Source organism: Neorhizobium sp. DAR64860/K0K1 (assembly GCF_050500205.1).
GTDB lineage: Bacteria > Pseudomonadota > Alphaproteobacteria > Rhizobiales > Rhizobiaceae > Neorhizobium > Neorhizobium soli.
In genome coordinates this window covers 1,889,824-1,906,998 of record NZ_CP191459.1, presented here as the reverse complement: position 1 = coordinate 1,906,998, position 17,175 = coordinate 1,889,824, and the positions used below count along the sequence as shown (strand labels likewise).

General features: G+C 60.1%; 12 protein-coding genes. 6 read left to right on the top strand and 6 right to left on the bottom strand.

Annotation, left to right across the window (positions count from 1 at the left end):
- Window positions 1-157: 157 nt before the first annotated feature.
- Complete coding sequence (gene ilvD, locus ACQY1J_RS13875; RefSeq protein WP_430250140.1) at window positions 158-1,993, top strand: dihydroxy-acid dehydratase; 1,836 nt, start codon at window positions 158-160, stop codon at window positions 1,991-1,993.
- A gap of 108 nt (window positions 1,994-2,101) precedes the next feature.
- Here ilvD and ACQY1J_RS13870 read toward each other — a convergent pair whose 3' ends face one another.
- Entirely contained in the window at window positions 2,102-2,467 is a 366-nt protein-coding gene (locus ACQY1J_RS13870) for a lysozyme inhibitor LprI family protein (RefSeq protein WP_062457681.1), read from the bottom strand.
- A 313-nt stretch (window positions 2,468-2,780) separates the two neighbouring features.
- Here ACQY1J_RS13870 and ACQY1J_RS13865 point away from each other — a divergent pair, with 313 nt between their 5' ends.
- Window positions 2,781-4,208, top strand: coding sequence for a DegQ family serine endoprotease (locus ACQY1J_RS13865; RefSeq protein WP_430250139.1), 1,428 nt, complete (start codon window positions 2,781-2,783; stop codon window positions 4,206-4,208).
- Between the two features lie 13 nt (window positions 4,209-4,221).
- Window positions 4,222-5,538 (top strand): replication-associated recombination protein A, encoded by a 1,317-nt coding sequence (locus tag ACQY1J_RS13860; RefSeq protein ID WP_430250138.1) that lies wholly within the window; start codon window positions 4,222-4,224, stop codon window positions 5,536-5,538.
- A gap of 3 nt (window positions 5,539-5,541) precedes the next feature.
- On the opposite strand, the gene ACQY1J_RS13855 is transcribed toward ACQY1J_RS13860, so the two are convergent.
- From ACQY1J_RS13855 to ACQY1J_RS13845, 3 genes are all read right to left on the bottom strand, one after another.
- Window positions 5,542-5,862, bottom strand: coding sequence for a DUF1883 domain-containing protein (locus tag ACQY1J_RS13855; RefSeq protein ID WP_192076793.1), 321 nt, complete (start codon window positions 5,860-5,862; stop codon window positions 5,542-5,544).
- A 314-nt stretch (window positions 5,863-6,176) separates the two neighbouring features.
- Window positions 6,177-7,181 carry a ketopantoate reductase family protein gene (locus ACQY1J_RS13850; RefSeq protein WP_430250136.1) on the bottom strand — a complete coding sequence of 335 codons (1,005 nt, stop codon included), beginning with the start codon at window positions 7,179-7,181 and terminating at the stop codon, window positions 6,177-6,179.
- 82 nt (window positions 7,182-7,263) lie between these two features.
- Entirely contained in the window at window positions 7,264-7,482 is a 219-nt protein-coding gene (locus ACQY1J_RS13845; RefSeq protein WP_062457666.1) for a hypothetical protein, read from the bottom strand.
- Between the two features lie 302 nt (window positions 7,483-7,784).
- On the opposite strand from ACQY1J_RS13845, the gene ACQY1J_RS13840 reads away from it, so the two are divergent.
- Entirely contained in the window at window positions 7,785-8,411 is a 627-nt protein-coding gene (locus tag ACQY1J_RS13840) for an outer membrane protein (RefSeq protein WP_430250134.1), read from the top strand.
- A 225-nt stretch (window positions 8,412-8,636) separates the two neighbouring features.
- On the opposite strand, the gene ACQY1J_RS13835 is transcribed toward ACQY1J_RS13840, so the two are convergent.
- Both ACQY1J_RS13835 and ACQY1J_RS13830 read right to left on the bottom strand, forming a co-directional pair.
- The gene (locus tag ACQY1J_RS13835; RefSeq protein WP_430250132.1) at window positions 8,637-10,037 is read right to left on the bottom strand and encodes a DUF882 domain-containing protein; all 1,401 of its coding nucleotides are present in this window, start codon (window positions 10,035-10,037) and stop codon (window positions 8,637-8,639) included.
- A gap of 405 nt (window positions 10,038-10,442) precedes the next feature.
- A complete protein-coding gene (locus ACQY1J_RS13830; RefSeq protein WP_430250130.1) occupies window positions 10,443-14,267 on the bottom strand; it encodes a vitamin B12-dependent ribonucleotide reductase in 3,825 nt (1,274 codons plus the stop codon).
- 801 nt (window positions 14,268-15,068) lie between these two features.
- Between ACQY1J_RS13830 and ACQY1J_RS13825 the strand changes: the two genes are divergently transcribed.
- Window positions 15,069-15,485 (top strand): hypothetical protein, encoded by a 417-nt coding sequence (locus tag ACQY1J_RS13825; protein WP_430250128.1) that lies wholly within the window; start codon window positions 15,069-15,071, stop codon window positions 15,483-15,485.
- A gap of 30 nt (window positions 15,486-15,515) precedes the next feature.
- Window positions 15,516-17,156 (top strand): M10 family metallopeptidase C-terminal domain-containing protein, encoded by a 1,641-nt coding sequence (locus tag ACQY1J_RS13820; RefSeq protein ID WP_192086674.1) that lies wholly within the window; start codon window positions 15,516-15,518, stop codon window positions 17,154-17,156.
- Window positions 17,157-17,175: the final 19 nt, after the last annotated feature.

Below are 17,175 nucleotides of genomic sequence, written 5' to 3'. Positions count from 1 at the left end.
ACCGCGCTGGTGAGAACCGTACCGTACCGTACTGTTTTTCGCCCCATTGGTAGTGACACTGGCTTTAGCCTGCAGTAGGACGGAGAAAACAAGGTCCTTTGCGCCGCGTGATCCAACGCGGTAAATAGCAACGGCTGAACGCGATCGAGGAAACATCATGCCTGTCTATCGTTCAAGAACCACGACCCACGGCCGCAACATGGCTGGCGCGCGCGGCCTCTGGCGCGCCACCGGCATGAAGGACGGCGATTTCGGCAAGCCGATCATCGCCGTGGTCAATTCGTTCACCCAGTTCGTGCCGGGCCATGTCCACCTCAAGGATCTCGGCCAGCTGGTTGCCCGCGAAATCGAAGCCGCCGGCGGCGTCGCCAAGGAGTTCAACACGATCGCCGTCGATGACGGCATCGCCATGGGCCACGACGGCATGCTGTACTCGCTGCCATCGCGCGAGATCATCGCCAATTCGGTCGAGTACATGGTCAACGCCCACTGCGCCGACGCCATGGTCTGCATCTCCAACTGCGACAAGATCACGCCCGGCATGCTGAATGCCGCCATGCGCCTGAACATCCCGGCCGTCTTCGTCTCAGGTGGCCCCATGGAGGCCGGCAAGGTCGTCCTGCACGGCAAGACCGTTGCGCTCGACCTCGTCGATGCCATGGTGGCAGCCGCTGACGACAAGATGTCGGACGAAGACGTCACCGCCATCGAAAAGGCCGCCTGTCCGACCTGCGGCTCGTGCTCCGGCATGTTCACCGCAAACTCGATGAATTGCCTGACCGAGGCGCTTGGCCTGTCGCTGCCCGGTAATGGCTCGACACTCGCCACCCATTCGGACCGCCGCCGCCTGTTCGTCGAAGCCGGTCACCTGATCGTCGATATCGCCCGCCGCTACTACGAGCAGGATGACGAACGGGTCCTGCCGCGCAATATCGCCACCAAGCAGGCTTTCGAAAACGCCATGTCGCTCGATATCGCCATGGGCGGCTCGACCAATACGGTTCTCCATATCCTGGCGGCTGCCTATGAAGGCGGCGTCGATTTTGGCATGGAGGACATCGATAAGCTGTCGCGCAAGGTGCCGTGCCTGTCCAAGGTCGCGCCTGCCAAGAGCGATGTCCACATGGAAGACGTTCACCGCGCCGGCGGCATCATGCGTATCCTGGGCGAACTCGAACGCGGCGGTCTGATCAACCGGGACTGCTACACGGTTCACGAAGCAACGCTCGGCGATGCGATCGACCGCTGGGACATCACTCGCACCAATTCCGAGAGCGTCCGCGATTTCTTCAAGGCAGCACCCGGAGGCGTTCCCACTCAGGTTGCCTTCAGCCAGTCTTCGCGTTGGGACGAGCTCGATACGGATAGCGACACGGGCATCATCCGCTCGGTTGAAAATCCCTTCTCCAAGGATGGCGGCCTGGCGGTTCTCTACGGCAATATCGCGGCCGACGGCTGCATCGTGAAGACCGCGGGCGTCGATGAGTCGATCCTGAAGTTCAGCGGTCCCGCTGTCGTCTTCGAAAGCCAGGATGCGTCCGTCAAGGCGATCCTCAGCAACGAGGTGAAGGCCGGCGATGTCGTCGTCATCCGCTACGAAGGTCCAAAGGGCGGACCGGGCATGCAGGAAATGCTCTATCCGACCAGCTATCTGAAGTCGAAGGGCCTCGGCAAGGCCTGCGCGCTGATCACCGACGGTCGCTTCTCCGGCGGTACATCCGGCCTTTCCATCGGTCACGCTTCCCCGGAAGCAGCCCAGGGTGGCGCGATCGGACTTGTCCGCCAGGGCGATATGATCGAGATCGATATTCCGAACCGGACAATCCATCTGGCGGTGTCGGACGCTGAACTCTCGGCGCGTCGCCACGAGCAGGACGCACTCGGCTGGAAGCCGTCAGCACCCCGCAAGCGCAACGTCACGACGGCTCTCAAGGCCTATGCGGCATTTGCGTCGAGTGCGGACAAGGGCGCGGTCCGGATTCTGCCTGAGTAAGTCTCTGGTCGAACCAACCCCGCAGACAGAGATCTCAAAGACAAAGGCCTCGGTGCACAACACCGAGGCCTTTGTCTTTTATCGTTTCCAGTGAACGTCGCTTAAGGACTAAAGCGGCTCTTTGCTCAGTCCGCTAAACGCTTCCTGCAACTGCTTCATCCGCTCCGCATAGGCCGTCGTCAGGCATTGGACGTCTGCCTCGCAAGCCCGACGCTTCTTCAACCAGTCGCTTTGTTCCTGGCGCAGCTGGTCGCGATTGCCCATGGCGAGCAGGCTGGTCAGGATGTCGAATGTGGTGACCATCTTCACATCGGCATCGTTCAGCGTGCGTGTGTCGCAGATCACCTTCTCGTCGGCGACCAGATCGGTCTTCTCGCAATCGAAGCTCGCCGCCGCTGCCGGGCGAGGGGCAAGGGAAAGGCCGGCGCTCAGGACAAGTGCAGCCACGCCGGTGGCCGCGAATATGGTTTTCATGCTGGAACGCTCCTGTGTGCAGTCTCTGGAGCCGATCCCAAACGGCATCGTAAACTCCCAAGGACAAACATGATGCACATGCGCGAGATAGCAAGGATGATGGAGGATAGGATCGTGCTGAAAAGCCGATGCTTTTTGCGGATCAGCTGGAAGCAGCAACACCCGCCCGCGGGCTTTGTCGGGTACCGTCTTTCCCTGCCTGTGCCAGATACCCATATACGCGGTCGCAAGGACGCGTCATCGGGTTCCGGGCACCTTTCTTTTGCCGCTTGCGGCGCTACAACGTCATCCAGCAATTTGTAAGAGGAATCACATGTCCAGCACGCTCAAGCGACCGTTCGAACGGCATCTCAGGCAGCTCTCGCTCAGCGTCGTCCTGCTCGCGGCATTGGCCCCCGCTGGCGCCTATGCGCAGGACCAGAAGACGGTGCCGCAAAGCCGGCAGGAAATGCAGCTTTCGTTCTCGCCGCTGGTCAAGCAAACCTCCGGTGCCGTCGTCAACGTCTATGCCGAGCGCGTCGTGCAGCGCCCGAACCTGTTTTCCGGCGACCCCTTCTTCGAGCAGTTCTTCGGCCAGCGCATGCCGAACCGTTCGGAAAAGCAGTCTTCGCTCGGTTCCGGTGTCATTCTCTCCGGCGACGGTCTTGTCGTTACCAACAATCACGTCATCGAAGGCGCTGATGATATCAAGATCGCCTTGGCGGACGGCCGGGAGTTTCCCTGCGAACTCGTCCTGAAGGACGAGAGCGTCGATCTGGCCGTGTTGCGGATTAAGGCAAAGGAAAATTTCCCGGTCCTGCCGCTGGCCGATTCGGACCGCACAGAGGTCGGTGATCTGGTGCTCGCGATCGGCAATCCGTTTGGTGTCGGCCAGACCGTCACCAGCGGCATCGTGTCGGCGCTTGCCCGCAACCAGGTGTCGTCGGGAGATTTCGGCTTCTTCATCCAGACCGACGCGTCGATCAATCCCGGTAACTCCGGCGGCGCGCTGATGAACATGAATGGCGAACTGATCGGCATCAACACCGCGATCTTCTCGCGCGGTGGCGGATCGAACGGGATCGGCTTCGCCATTCCGGCAAATCTTGTCAAGGTCTTCCTGGCGGCTGCCTCCGAAGGCAAGTCGGTCTTCGACCGTCCCTATGTCGGCGCGACCTTCGATGCCGTGACCTCTGACGTCGCCGAAGCGCTCGGCTTGAAGGCCGCCCGCGGCGCTCTGGTCTCGCGTGTCGTCGAAGGCGGTCCGGCCGACAAGGCAGGATTGAAGCCCGGCGAGGTCGTGACGGCCGTCAATGGCATTCCAGTCGAGCATCCCGATGCGCTCGGCTACCGGCTGACGACGGCTGGCCTCGGCAAGGGAGCGAAATTGAGCGTCCAGACGCCCGACGGCATGCGCGACCTTCACCTAGCACTCAATTCCGCGCCGGAAAGCACGCCGCGCGACGAGCGGGTGCTGGAAGGCCGCAATCCCTTCGCCGGTCTTCGGATTGCCAACCTGTCACCGAAACTCGCCACGGAACTGCGCATGCCCACAGACAAGAGCGGCGTCGTCGTCACCGACGTCTCGCGCGGCTCGCCTGCCGGTCGTCTTGGCTTCCAGCCACAGGACATCGTCGTCTCGCTGAACGGCGAGGCGGTCGCTTCGACGACTGTCATGGAAAAGATGCTCCGCACCGATCCGGGGTTCTGGCGGGTCGAGATCGAACGCAAGGGCCAGCGTATCCGGCAGTTCTTCCGATGAACGGTAAGGGCTGATGAGCGACGACCTGTTTGCACCGAAAGTCCCAGAAGAAGTCGCCAGCCGGCGGCCGCTTGCCGACCGGTTGCGGCCGAAGACGCTTTCGGAGGTGACAGGTCAGGCTCATCTGACGGGTGACGATGGCGTGCTTCGTCGCATGATCAATTCCGGCTCGCTCGGATCGATGATCTTCTGGGGCCCTCCCGGCACAGGAAAGACAACAGTCGCCCGGCTGCTGTCGGGTGAGGCGGGTCTCGCTTTTGAGCAGATTTCGGCGATCTTTTCCGGCGTCGCGGATCTGAAGAAGGTGTTCGAATTGGCCCGGCTGAGACGCATGCAGGGCCGCCAGACGCTTCTCTTCGTCGATGAGATCCATCGCTTCAACCGCGCCCAGCAGGACAGTTTCCTGCCCGTCATGGAAGACGGAACGGTGATCCTCGTGGGCGCTACCACCGAGAACCCCAGTTTCGAACTCAACGCCGCTCTTCTCTCTCGCGCGCGCGTTCTGACCTACCGCAGTCACGACGAGGACAGCCTCAGCGAACTTTTGGAACGCGCTGAGCAAGTGGAGGCAAAGCCGCTGCCGCTCGATGACGGCGCGCGCGCAAGCCTGATCCGGATGGCGGACGGAGACGGCCGTGCGGTTCTGACGCTGGCCGAAGAAATCTGGCGTGCAGCGCGCGCGGGCGAGGTCTTCGACACGGTTGGTCTTACCGAGATCGTCCAGCGCCGCGCCCCTGTCTACGACAAGGCACAGGACGGCCACTACAATCTCATCTCCGCGCTCCACAAGTCGGTGCGGGGCTCGGATCCCGATGCAGCACTGTACTACCTCGCGCGCATGTTCGATGCCGGCGAGGACCCGCTCTATCTCGGCCGACGTCTGGTCCGGATGGCGGTGGAGGACATAGGCCTTGCCGACCCGCAGGCGCTTGTCGTGTGCAATGCCGCCAAGGATGCCTATGACTATCTCGGATCGCCGGAAGGGGAGCTTGCGCTGGCCCAGGCCTGCGTCTACCTGGCGACGGCTCCGAAATCGAATGCGGTCTATATGGCCTTCAAGGCAGCGACCCGTGCTGCCAAGGAAAACGGCTCGCTTCTGCCACCCAAGCATATCCTCAATGCCCCGACCAAGCTGATGAAAGCCGAGGGCTATAATGACGGGTATCGCTACGATCACGACGAGCCCGACGCATTTTCGGGCCAGAACTACTTCCCGGAAAAAATGGGCCGCCAGACCTATTACGATCCGCCGGAGCGTGGCTTCGAGCGTGACATCAGAAAGCGTCTCGACTGGTGGTCGAAGCTGCGCAAGGAGCGCGGCGGCAGCTAAGCCTCAGGAAGCCCTGGCGATGCCTGGTTTCTGCGCCTGACCCGGTGCCGCGACGAGCCTCACCGAAGACTCGGCCAGAGCGTGATGCCCTTCCATATCCACCACCAGATGCCAGTGGCCGTTTTCCGGAACGGCGATCCGCAGCGGCGATTTCTTCGCAACGCCGCCGACGAACTTGAAATCGAGTTGTTCCGTAAACCGCTGGTAGTTCGAAGCGGTCATCAGGCGGACGTTGTTCACGCCATTGAGCGTGACTTCGATGATCGTGCCGGCGCGCTGCGGTTTGAGATCATAATGCGTGTAGCGAAAATTCGGACCTGCCATGCTTGCCTCATTCATGCCAGTATATGGGTACAACAATCCTACAGACACCCGGTTAAAGATCTATGGAACCTACTGCGTTCCTGGGTGTTATTTAAGCATGATGCCGACGCGCTGAGCCACCAGCCCGCTGGCAAGACAGATAAAGCAAGGCGATGTTTCCCCCCGCGTCGCCCAAAAACGACAAAATATTTGACCTCCAATCTACCTGGTCCCGCTGTTCCCCGCAGCGGGACTTTTCTTTTTTCGGTTTCGTAAAAAGCTGTCTCTACAAAGACTTGAAGCAATTTCCGGACTCAGGTCGAGAGCGATTTGATTCAGTTTGTGAGGTGCTGGCGGTCCAGTTGGGCGGTCAGCGCAAAGATGGTTTCGCACACGGGCGTCGGCACGCCGGCCAGTTTTCCGAGCGACACGACCATGCCCGTCAACGGCACGATCTCCAGCGCCTTGCCCGCAAGTAGATCCTGAAGCATCGAGGTTTTTACTGGCCCGAAACCTTGCGCTCTCGCAAACATTTCATCGGCCGTCTGGGTGAACCTCGCACCAAAGGCGGTGCCGACGGTCTGAACCTCGTTGATGATTTTCCGAACGATTTCGGCGATATCCGGGTTTGACATCATGTCGATCATCAAGGCGCGGGTGAGGGCGCTGATGGGATTGAAGGCGGCGTTGCCACGAAGCTTCGCCCAGATCTCGTCTCTGATCCGCGGCGTTGCCTTGGCATCGAGATCGCAGCGCTGGAAAAGGTCCACGATCGACGACAGTTCGCCGGACATCTCGCCGCTGGGTTCTCCGAGAAAGAAGTGGCCTTTGCCGTTCAGGCGTGTCTTGCCGGGTTCGATGATTTCCGCACCTTGATACGCGACGCAACCGATCACGCGTTCCGGACCGATGGCGTTCCAGATGCAACTGTCTGCGTCGAGCTCGGGGATTTGCCGGCCTCCAAAGCCGCTTTCCATGTCCCCATGGAAATACCACCAGGGAATTCCGTTCAGGATCATCACGACGCGCGTGCTTTCGCCAAGCAGTGCCGCTAGACCATCTGTTGCGGCTGCGAGCTGATGGCCCTTCAAACCGGTAATGATAAGATCCTGTGGAGGCAGACTGAACGGATCATCCGTCGCGGTAACCCGTACGCGGACCGGATCGATGCCCGTGTCTTCATAAACGACGTTTAACCCGTTCTCTCGGATTGCCTTAAGCTGTGCGCCTCGCGCCACAACCGACAGCTCCGTGTCGGCTCCTGATCCCGCCGCTATCTTTGCGGCAAATGCACTTCCGAGCGCGCCCGCGCCATATACGCAAATTTTTCTGAACGTCATCTGTCCTCGCTGCATTCCGACGTAAGTCGGAAGCAGTGTAGGGGAGCGGTAGAAGCGAGGCGACCGATAATTTCGGCCGGTCCTAGTGCGAGGGGTTGTTCGGCAGCAGTTCGTTCATTCGCAGTTCGTCGATTGCTGTGACAGCCTCTTCTGCGGTCCAGCCGGCCTTCAGGGCCGCTGCAATCATCCTTACTTCCGCCTCTTCCTCGAGCGCAAGAAACAGCGGCTCGAGCGCTTCCTGGACGGTCAGAACATTCTCCTCCGGCGACGGGACGGACTGCCGTGCGGTATTCGTCAGCATGTGCGGTTCTCCTCTGTGATGGTCGAATCTATCCAATTTAACGACCCCCGAAAAGGTTCCCAAAAAACGTCGATTTTGCGGGCTTTCTGGCATCCCAATATCGTGATCTGAAGATATCGCACAAAGGTCGTTGCGAACGGTCGCAGTTAACGATGCGTTTATGAATTCGTGAAAATAAATCGCAATACGGTGCGGGTTTGTCCTCGCTATCTGGGCTGGGTTGCCTGGATCGTCCCGCGGCTTTCAGCCGGTTGTATCGCCTGCGCATCCGCCACTTGCAGGCTTTGTATGGAGTAAACGCAATGACCCAGACGACACTTGCCCTGGCGCTCGTCGCCGCCTTTGCCGCCAGCCCCGTTATGGCTGCGGATCTCACCAGCGCCTATGAGGCGCCCGCCTACAGCGAACCTGCGAGCGAACCGGCCGGTTGGTCAGGTGCTTATGTCGGTGGACACGGCGGTGTAACGTCGCCGAGGATCAACCCGTTTGCCAGCGGCAAGGGCCTCAACCTCGGCGTTCACGGCGGCTACAACCACGACCTGGGCGGCGCTATCGTTGGTGGCGAACTCGATTACTCCTATCTCGGCGATGCCGATGTGAAGGCCCGCGGCGGCAAGCTGTCCGAGCGTCATCGCATGGCCGCCAAGGTCAAGGCTGGTGTTCCGCTCGACCAGACGCTGCTTTACGGCACGACCGGTCTTGCCATGACGAAGTATCGCGATGGCGACAATGTTACCGGCCCGGACGGCTGGAAGCCTGGCCTCCTGCTGGGTGCCGGCATCGAGCAGAAGCTGACCGGCAACATCTCGGCCCGCGTCGAGTACAACTATGTCATGACCGACAACGTCAAGAGCTCCTACCAGGGCGTCGAAACCCGTAAGGACGTTCATGACCACTCGGTTACCGCTGGCGTGAACTACAGGTTCTGATTAATCCGGTCACACCCGGAACGGAAAAGGCTCGCTCACACGCGGGCCTTTTTTCGTTGGAGACTTGGGCTGAGCCGCCTCAACGGTTTGCCTATCGATGTCTGTCGGGAAACGCTGCGAGCCACAACTTCTGCCCCATCGCTCACTACATAAACTCGAAAGGCCCGCAATCGCGGGCCTTTTTCATGATCGCTATGAAAACGATGGGTCTGAACCGGTGGCCGATCAGCCGTCCGACCAGAACCGGCTGTGATCGAACTCTTCGGCAATACCGAGCGGCAGAGGCTCGGCACTGTCCGGCTTGGCAGTCAGATCCGTCAGCGTGCGGCCGACGACGAGCGGCGCGGTCATTCCGGTCGATGCGCCGGGGGGCGAAATCGCCCAGGAGATCAAAACGTCTTCGCCATCAAACTCGTCTTCCGGATCGATTTGCGGCCCGGTGATCGGCAGCGATGCCAGCGAGTGTCTTGGTTCTGGAAGTCCTTTCGCCGGCGCAGCAAGGGCTAAGGCGGGTACGAAGCCCTGTGCAGGGCGCGGCAGCATCGGCGTGCTGTTTCCGAGCGCGGACGCCGATGCGGCCGTCGGTGCCGGACCAAGCGAGGCGGTTTCGATGACGGCGGCAGGAGCCGATGACGCGGTTGCAGCCGCCGGACGCAGGCCCGGGGCCGGGATTGCGAGAGATGCCAGATCGGCAAAGGCGGGTACCGGCGCCACGGCAACCGTCGCACGCGCCGATGGCCGTGGCGTTGTCTGCTCGTCGAGTGCTGCAAGCGCGCGGCTGCGTGGTGTTGGCAGCATCGCGGTGATCAGGCCGCTGCCGACCCGTTTTCCGGCACCTGCATCATCGTCGGCCTCGATATCTATGGTCGCACGCGCAATAGCGATCGACTTGCCGCTGCCACGGCGTTTGAGGTCGGCCATCGCGACGCTATAGCCCTGGAGCGGTCTTCCGTCGGCGGGAACATGAATGGTTCTGCCGTTCGGGAAGATACGCGCCAGCTCCTGCCGCGACAGTCGTGGCCAGGCCCGGACATTGCCGACATCCACATGCAGGAAGGGCGAGCCGGATGTCGGGTAATAACCGACGCCGCCGCCCTGGATCTGAACAGCGATGGCCCGCAGCGTCGAAAGCTTGACGCCGGGAATGTAGAGATCGATCGCCTTGCCAAGCATATGCTGGCTCTTGCGCGCAACCCCGGTGGAGCGTGAGCGACCGCGCAGCATGTTGTTGGTGGCAGGCGAACGATAAGCCGAAACGACGTGGATGTAATTGTTGGTGCCGGAACGCTCGTAGATCTCCCAGACGAGATCGAGCAGGTTCGGATCCATTCGCGCCGTCTCGTTGCGGCGCCAGTCGCGCAGGAACCGGTTCATCTGGGCAAGACCCTTCTGATCCAGCCTGCCGTCCCGCTTGTAGGTAATCGTCGCCTTTTCGCCCGTATGGGTAAAATAGAGCTTGAGAGACCGATCCTCGGCAAAGGCAAACGACGCCGATCCCAACAGAGCCGCTACCGCAAGCCCGGCTGCGCCCGCAGACCGTGCAGCCTTGCCGGCCGCTTGCGAGGCGAGGTTCACAAGTGCGCGTGCAGCACCGGGTACAGACTTAATCGACAGAGACTGGGACACGACAAACCCGCTTTACGCAAACTGTGACAGCGGGATGCGAAAACCGCAGCCCGGCGAATACGGGACCATTATGGTCAACGAAAAGCTAACGGGAGGTTGATGGCCGCAAGGCGAAGTGCGGTGACACGGCTTTGTGAAGTGGGGTGGGCCACGCTAGGATCAAACCGGATTGCAGGTCATGCTGTTGCTGGCCGTGGGTCGCCAGCGCTCTAAGCTCGGTTCCTCGCTTTTGGCATACACGGGAAAGACTGTTTCGAGGGAACAGCTACGAACAGAGTTTATTCAGTGTTTGAGGAAAAGGCCGCAAGAAAAATCCCCGCACTGAACATCATCAGTGCGGGGATCAGGTTAGACTAATTTGGCTCAGTTGAGGGCTAGCCGCTCACTCACCAATCCCGTCTCAACTCAGCTGCAGCCGCTCGTTGCGCCGCAGGTGTCGCACTTTTCGCATGTTCCGTTGCGGACCATGGTGAAGTTCTGGCACTCGGTGCACATGTTGCCGGTGTAGCCCTGCATGATCGACTTCATGCGGCGATCGGCTTCCTTCTTCTTGGCTTCCGCCTTGGCAGCGGCAGCGTCTGCCTCAGCCTTGTCCGAGAAGAGGGCGGTTGCGACCTGCTGGCCTTCGTCGGCAAGCTGCTCGTCGGCGATATCATCCGCCACTTCGCGAGGCCGCTCTTCGTAGTCGCGCTTGAAGGACACGACTTCCGATGTGGAGATCGCAAGCGTGGTTTCGAGCTTGCGGGCAGCCGAGCCGGCAAACGAGGTGACGTTGCCGCCGCCGCTGCCGACCGAGGCCTTTGCCGCGGAGCCCCCTGCCGAACCCTTCGGCTCGTTGCCGGCCAACCGGTCGGAACCACCCGAGACGAGTGTCGGCTTGTAGCCGCGCGTCCAGCCGGTGGAGAGAAGGTTGGTCTTGCCTTCCTCGATACCCTTGCCGAGTGCGGTCTGCGAGAAGTCCGACGTATCCACATGCGCCAGGTCGTGGCGACCGAGATAGGAGACGGCCAGTTCGCGGAACACGTAGTCGAGGATCGACGTGGCGTTCTTGATCGCGTCATTGCCCGTCACGATGCCGGCCGGCTCGAACTTGGTGAAGGTGAAGGCCTCCACATATTCCTCGAGCGGCACGCCGTACTGGAGACCGAGCGAGATGGCGATGGCGAAGTTGTTCATCATTGCACGGAAGGCGGCGCCTTCCTTGTGCATGTCGATGAAGATCTCGCCGATGCGGCCGTCACCGAATTCACCGGTGCGCAGATATACCTTGTGTCCGCCGACATTGGCCTTCTGGGTGTAACCCTGGCGGCGGTTCGGCAGCTTTTCACGTTCGCGGGTCACGCGTTCGATGATCCGCTCGACGATCTTTTCGGTGATCGTCACGGCCTGGGCTGCACTTGGTGCTGCGATCAGCTCCTCGATCGCGTCCTCGGCATCGTCTTCGTCGATCAGCGAGGCGTTGAGCGGCTGCGACAGCTTCGAACCATCGCGGTAGAGGGCGTTGGCCTTGAGAGCCAGCTTCCAGGACAGCATATAGGCTGCGCCGCAATCTTCGACGGTCGCCTCGTTCGGCATGTTGATCGTCTTGGAGATCGCGCCGGAGATGAACGGCTGGGCCGCCGCCATCATGCGGATGTGGCTTTCAACCGACAGGTAGCGCTTGCCGATCTTGCCGCACGGGTTGGCGCAATCGAACACCGGCAGATGCTCGTCCTTGAGGAACGGAGCGCCTTCCAGCGTCATCGCACCGCAGACGTGGATGTTGGCGGCTTCGATGTCCTTCTTTGAGAAACCGATATGCTCGAGCAGGTTGAAGCTCATGTCGGCCAGCTGCTCGTCGGAAACTTTCAGGGTTTCCTTGAGGAAGTCGGTGCCGAGCGTCCACTGGTTGAACACGAACTTGATGTCGAAGGCAGCCTTGGTTGCGCCGTTGATGGCAGCGATCTTCTCGTCGGAGAAGCCCTTTGCCTTCAGCGAACCGGGGTTGACGCCGGGAGCCTGGTTGATGTTGCCGTGACCAACCGCATAGGCCTCGATTTCCGCAAGCTGGCTTTCGGTATAGCCGAGGCTGCGCAGGGCTTCCGGAACCGCACCGTTGATGATCTTGAAGTAGCCGCCGCCGGCGAGCTTCTTGAACTTGACCAGCGCAAAGTCGGGCTCGATGCCAGTCGTGTCGCAGTCCATGACGAGACCGATCGTGCCTGTCGGCGCAATCACTGTTGTCTGGGCGTTGCGATAGCCGTGCTTTTCACCCAGCTGCAGCGCCTTGTCCCAGGCAGCCTTTGCATGGACGACGAGATCCTGGTCCGGGTTTTCCGAGTGGATCAGCGCAACCGGATCGACCGACAGCTGCTCGTAGCCGGAGGTTTCGCCGTAAGCTGCGCGGCGGTGGTTGCGGATGACCCGCAGCATGCTCTCGCGGTTCGGTGCGAAATTCGCGAACGGTCCGAGTTCGCCGGCCATTTCGGCAGACGTCGCATAGGCAACGCCGGTCATGATCGCGGTCAGCGAGCCGGCAATGGCGCGGCCTTCCTTCGAGTCATACGGAATGCCCGACGACATCAGGAAGCCACCAATGTTGGCATAGCCGAGGCCGAGCGTGCGGTACTGGTAGGAGAGTTCGGCAATTTCCTTGGACGGGAACTGCGCCATCATGACCGAGACTTCGAGAACGACGGTCCACAGGCGGACCGAATGCTCGTAATCGGCAATGTTGATGTTCTTCGTCGCCGGGTTCTTGAACTGAAGAAGGTTCAGCGAGGCAAGGTTGCAGGCCGTGTCGTCGAGGAACATGTATTCCGAGCACGGGTTCGAGCCGCGGATCGGTCCACCGGCCGGCGACGTGTGCCAGTCGTTCATCGTCGTGTTGAAGTGGATGCCCGGATCGGCAGACGCCCATGCGGCATAGGAAATCTGTTCCCACAGGTCCTTGGCCTTCAGCGTCTTCATGACCTTGCCGTCCTTGCGAGCGGTCAGGTTCCAGTCGCCGTCATTCTCGACCGCCTTGAGGAAGTCGTCCTTTAGCGAGACAGAGTTGTTAGAGTTCTGGCCGGATACCGTGAGGTAGGCTTCCGAATCCCAGTCCGTGTCATAGGTCTTGAATTCAAGATCCTTGTAGCCCTGCTTGGCGAACTGGATGACGCGCTTGACGTAGTTTTCCGGAACCTGGTCCTTCTTGGCAGCCTTGATCTCGCGCTTCAGGGCAGGGTTCTTCAGCGGGTCGTAGCACTCGTCGCCATCGGCCTCGCAGTTGACGCAAGCCTTCATGATCGCCTTCAGATGACGGCTGACGATCTTGGAACCGGTGACGAGGGCGGCAACCTTCTGCTCTTCCTTGACCTTCCAGTTGATGTATTCCTCGATATCCGGATGGTCGATATCGACCACGACCATCTTCGCGGCGCGGCGCGTCGTGCCGCCCGACTTGATGGCGCCGGCTGCACGGTCACCGATCTTGAGGAAGCTCATCAGGCCGCTGGAGCGACCGCCGCCCGAAAGTTTTTCGCCTTCGCCGCGCAGATGGCTGAAGTTGGAGCCGGTGCCGGAGCCGTACTTGAACAGGCGGGCTTCGCGAACCCACAGGTCCATGATGCCGCCTTCGTTGACGAGGTCATCGCCGACCGACTGGATGAAGCAGGCATGCGGCTGCGGATGCTCGTAAGACGACTTCGACTTGGTCAGCTTGCCGGTGAACGGGTCGATATAGAAATGGCCCTGGCCAGGACCGTCGATGCCATAGGCCCAATGCAGGCCGGTGTTGAACCACTGCGGGCTGTTCGGCGCAACGCGCTGGGTGGCAAGCATATAGGCAAGCTCGTCCATGAACGCGGAGGCGTCGTCTTCCGACGTGAAATAGCCGCCCTTCCAGCCCCAGTAGGTCCAGGTACCGGCAAGACGCGAAAATACCTGGCGCGCATCGATTTCCGAACCGTAACGCTCGCCTTCGGGAAGATCGCGCAGCGCCTTTTCATCGGCAACCGAACGCCAGAGGAACGACGGAACGTCGTTTTCTTCGACTTTCTTCAGGCGCGCAGGCACGCCGGCCTTGCGGAAATACTTCTGCGCCAGAACGTCCGTCGCAACCTGCGAGAACTGCGTGGGCACGTCGATATCCGCAAGCCGGAAGACGATCGAGCCATCCGGATTACGGATCTCGCTGGTTGCCTTGCGGAATTCGATCTCTCCGTAGGCGCCCGTTTCCGGCTTGGTGAAACGACGTTCGATGCGCATTGCCTAATCCCTCGTCAGTGAGGCGCCACTCGATGGGGCGCACGTGTTCATGCCGGCTGCTCGCCATCATGGGCAGCCGGTCAAAATTTTATCACCCAGTGAAACATCATGGATGGCATGTCTGTATCTTGTGATGGATGGTGGCTGCAAACACTAAATATAGTATTAACAGTTTCTTTCCACCAGCGCCAGCACCGTTTCAGCAGACCATCGAGCGGCCATGGAAATCCGTCACCAGGCGATCCTCAAGAACCGCCACGACCTGCAGGAAACCCATTTTGACTCGAAAAAGAACCGGCCTCGTTACTCCCGGTCCAGTCGCCGCCGCAACCTGATGGCAATGTCGACCTCCAGGGGAGATTCGTCAAGCCGTAGTTGTTAGTGGTTTCGTAACCACAAGATATTGTAGGTTTGGCTGTGGATAACGGGGAAGAAAAAACGTTGAGGAATCTCAGTGATTTACGACGTCAAGTACCGGACTGCGCAAAGTTCACGCAATTGGACGGCGTTCGCGATCAGGACTGCTTCGACAGTGCGACGCCTGTAAAGCAGGGACTTTGCCTATGCTCTGAAGCATCTGTGTGACACCGGCGACAATTTCGGATTATTTTCGAGGTTGGGAAAATGCGGTTCGCTCTGTTGACAGCCGGAAATGTTTCCAAACGGCACGTCTTGCAGGGGTAAGTCCATCGCTCCGATTTCTCATCCCTCGTATTCCGCAAATGTACCGTAAACGGTTTTCGTATATCTAACCGGGATGCAAGTAGGTTTCGCAAAAAGCGAGTTCAAAAGAGGGAGCCCATGATGTTCGGCGACGTCGTTGCGCGGCATAGTCGTCAGGCAATCTTTCGTACACTCGGGCTCGCGGTGATCTGTACCTCCGGCTCGCTCGCCGCGTTTGCCGATGCGACGCAACGACCTTCGTATCGTTGCGAATTTGCGCATACCATGGATACTGCAGTTTCGAGATCCGCCTGTAATGCTGTCCGCTCCACAGTCCAGCAGATGACGGGTCGAGGACCTGGTTATGGACAGTTCGTCTTCGAGGTGACGCGCGCTCGCACAAACAGCGTGTCTGCGAGATTGCGCTGGAAGGCAGACGGAGCTGCTGGCTGGCGTTCCGGACCGGTCGTGACGACCGTCGTCTCGGACGCAGCTTTGAATGACGATATTCTGAAGGCATTTGCCCGGCAGCTTGTCGAGGCATCAGGATTTTGAATGGCCACAGGAAGGCCGGGGGAGACTTGAATGGCGACTTACACGGAAGAGACTGACGCAGCGGCTAGCCGTTCCACGGCCTACAAGATCGCTGCCGGCGACACGTTCACCGGCGCGCTGGCGACCGGAGATGCCGATTGGATCAAGGTCTCGCTCACTGCAGGCAAAGCCTATCAGTTCGACATGTCGGGGACGGTCGGCTGGGCCGGTCTCCAGGTCATGGACGCGGACGGCATCGCGATTGATATCGACGAGAACAGTCTCGACACGGACTTCGAGAAGTCGACGCTCAGCGTCTTTGCCGAAAAGAGCGGCACCTACTATATCCGCGTCGGCAGTCACGACGACGAATGGTCAGGCGACTATGCGCTGAAGACGACGGTTGTTACCGCCCCGAAATTCGCAAGCTACGATACGATCGCCAAGCAGTTGACCACGGATTTCTGGACCAGCGACGGCGGCACGCCCTTCAAGTTCAATATCGCGGCCGGCGGCACGTTGACCGTCAACATCGGTGCGCTGACCACCCAGGGCCAGCAGCTGGCCAAGTGGGCTCTCACTGCCTGGACGGAAGCCTCCGGCATCAAGTTCAAGTTCGTGTCCGGTTCGGCACAGATCTCCTTCGACGACAAGGAGGGCGGCGCTTACGGCGGATCGACGTCGATCATCGGCGGTTTCACCACGGCGTCTTTCGTCAATGTGGCGGCAAGCTGGATCACCGACTACGGCGCGGGCGCAGACAGCTACACGATGTCCACCTATGTGCACGAGATCGGTCATGCGCTGGGGCTCGGCCATGCGGGCAACTATGACGGCAACGCCACCTGGGGCATAGACAACCGGTTCGAAAACGATTCCTCACAACTGACGGTGATGTCCTATTTCGACGATCAGGTCAGTGTCTGGGCCGGTGGCTCCGGCACCACTTCCATCACGCCGATGATGGTGGACGTCCTTGCCATCCGCAACCTCTACGGGACCACGGCGATCAGTTCGGGCAACACGACCTACGACCTGAAGTCCGACTTCCTCGGCAAGGATGTCGCGATGAACCTGGTCGATACCGGCGGCAGCGATACGCTGAATTTCAGCTGGGCGTCGGGAAACCAGCGGATCGACCTCAATGCTGAGGAATTCTCGAGCGTCTCGGGCGGGATCAACAATCTCTCGCTGTCGCGGGGCACGGTGATCGAGAACGCGATCGGCGGCAAGGGCGTGGACGTCATCGTCGGCAACGCGGTCGCCAACATCCTCGAAGGTCGGGCTGGACAAGACAAGCTGATCGGCAACGGCGGCAACGACAAGCTGATCGGTGGTACCGGAAACGATACCCTGACCGGTGGCAGCGGCAAGGACACGTTCGTCTTCAGTTCGGCGCTGAACAGCTCAACGAATGTCGATACGATCACCGACTTCTCGGTCGTGGACGATCTGATCCATCTGGAGAACGCGATCTTCACCGCCTTCACCAAGAACGGAGCGATTTCCAGCGGCAATTTCCTGAAAAGCACGTCGCCAACGGCCAAGGACAGCAACGATTTTCTGGTCTACGAAACCGATACCGGAAATCTGTTCTACGATGCCAACGGCAGCAAGTCCGGCGGCTCGATCATGATCGCGCATCTCGATAAGAGCCTGGCGCTGAGCTATCAGGATTTCCTGATCGTCTAAAACCGGTTGCGCGAAGACA

Excerpts from the sequence above, each read along its gene's own strand:
- ilvD (WP_430250140.1), top strand. The coding sequence starts at position 158 with ATGCCTGTCTATCGTTCAAGAACCACGACCCACGGCCGCAACATGGCT.
- ACQY1J_RS13870 (WP_062457681.1), bottom strand. The coding sequence starts at position 2,467 with ATGAAAACCATATTCGCGGCCACCGGCGTGGCTGCACTTGTCCTGAGC.
- ACQY1J_RS13865 (WP_430250139.1), top strand. The coding sequence starts at position 2,781 with ATGTCCAGCACGCTCAAGCGACCGTTCGAACGGCATCTCAGGCAGCTC.
- ACQY1J_RS13860 (WP_430250138.1), top strand. The coding sequence starts at position 4,222 with ATGAGCGACGACCTGTTTGCACCGAAAGTCCCAGAAGAAGTCGCCAGC.
- ACQY1J_RS13855 (WP_192076793.1), bottom strand. The coding sequence starts at position 5,862 with ATGGCAGGTCCGAATTTTCGCTACACGCATTATGATCTCAAACCGCAG.
- ACQY1J_RS13850 (WP_430250136.1), bottom strand. The coding sequence starts at position 7,181 with ATGACGTTCAGAAAAATTTGCGTATATGGCGCGGGCGCGCTCGGAAGT.
- ACQY1J_RS13845 (WP_062457666.1), bottom strand. The coding sequence starts at position 7,482 with ATGCTGACGAATACCGCACGGCAGTCCGTCCCGTCGCCGGAGGAGAAT.
- ACQY1J_RS13840 (WP_430250134.1), top strand. The coding sequence starts at position 7,785 with ATGACCCAGACGACACTTGCCCTGGCGCTCGTCGCCGCCTTTGCCGCC.
- ACQY1J_RS13830 (WP_430250130.1), bottom strand. The coding sequence starts at position 14,267 with ATGCGCATCGAACGTCGTTTCACCAAGCCGGAAACGGGCGCCTACGGA.
- ACQY1J_RS13825 (WP_430250128.1), top strand. The coding sequence starts at position 15,069 with ATGATGTTCGGCGACGTCGTTGCGCGGCATAGTCGTCAGGCAATCTTT.
- ACQY1J_RS13820 (WP_192086674.1), top strand. The coding sequence starts at position 15,516 with ATGGCGACTTACACGGAAGAGACTGACGCAGCGGCTAGCCGTTCCACG.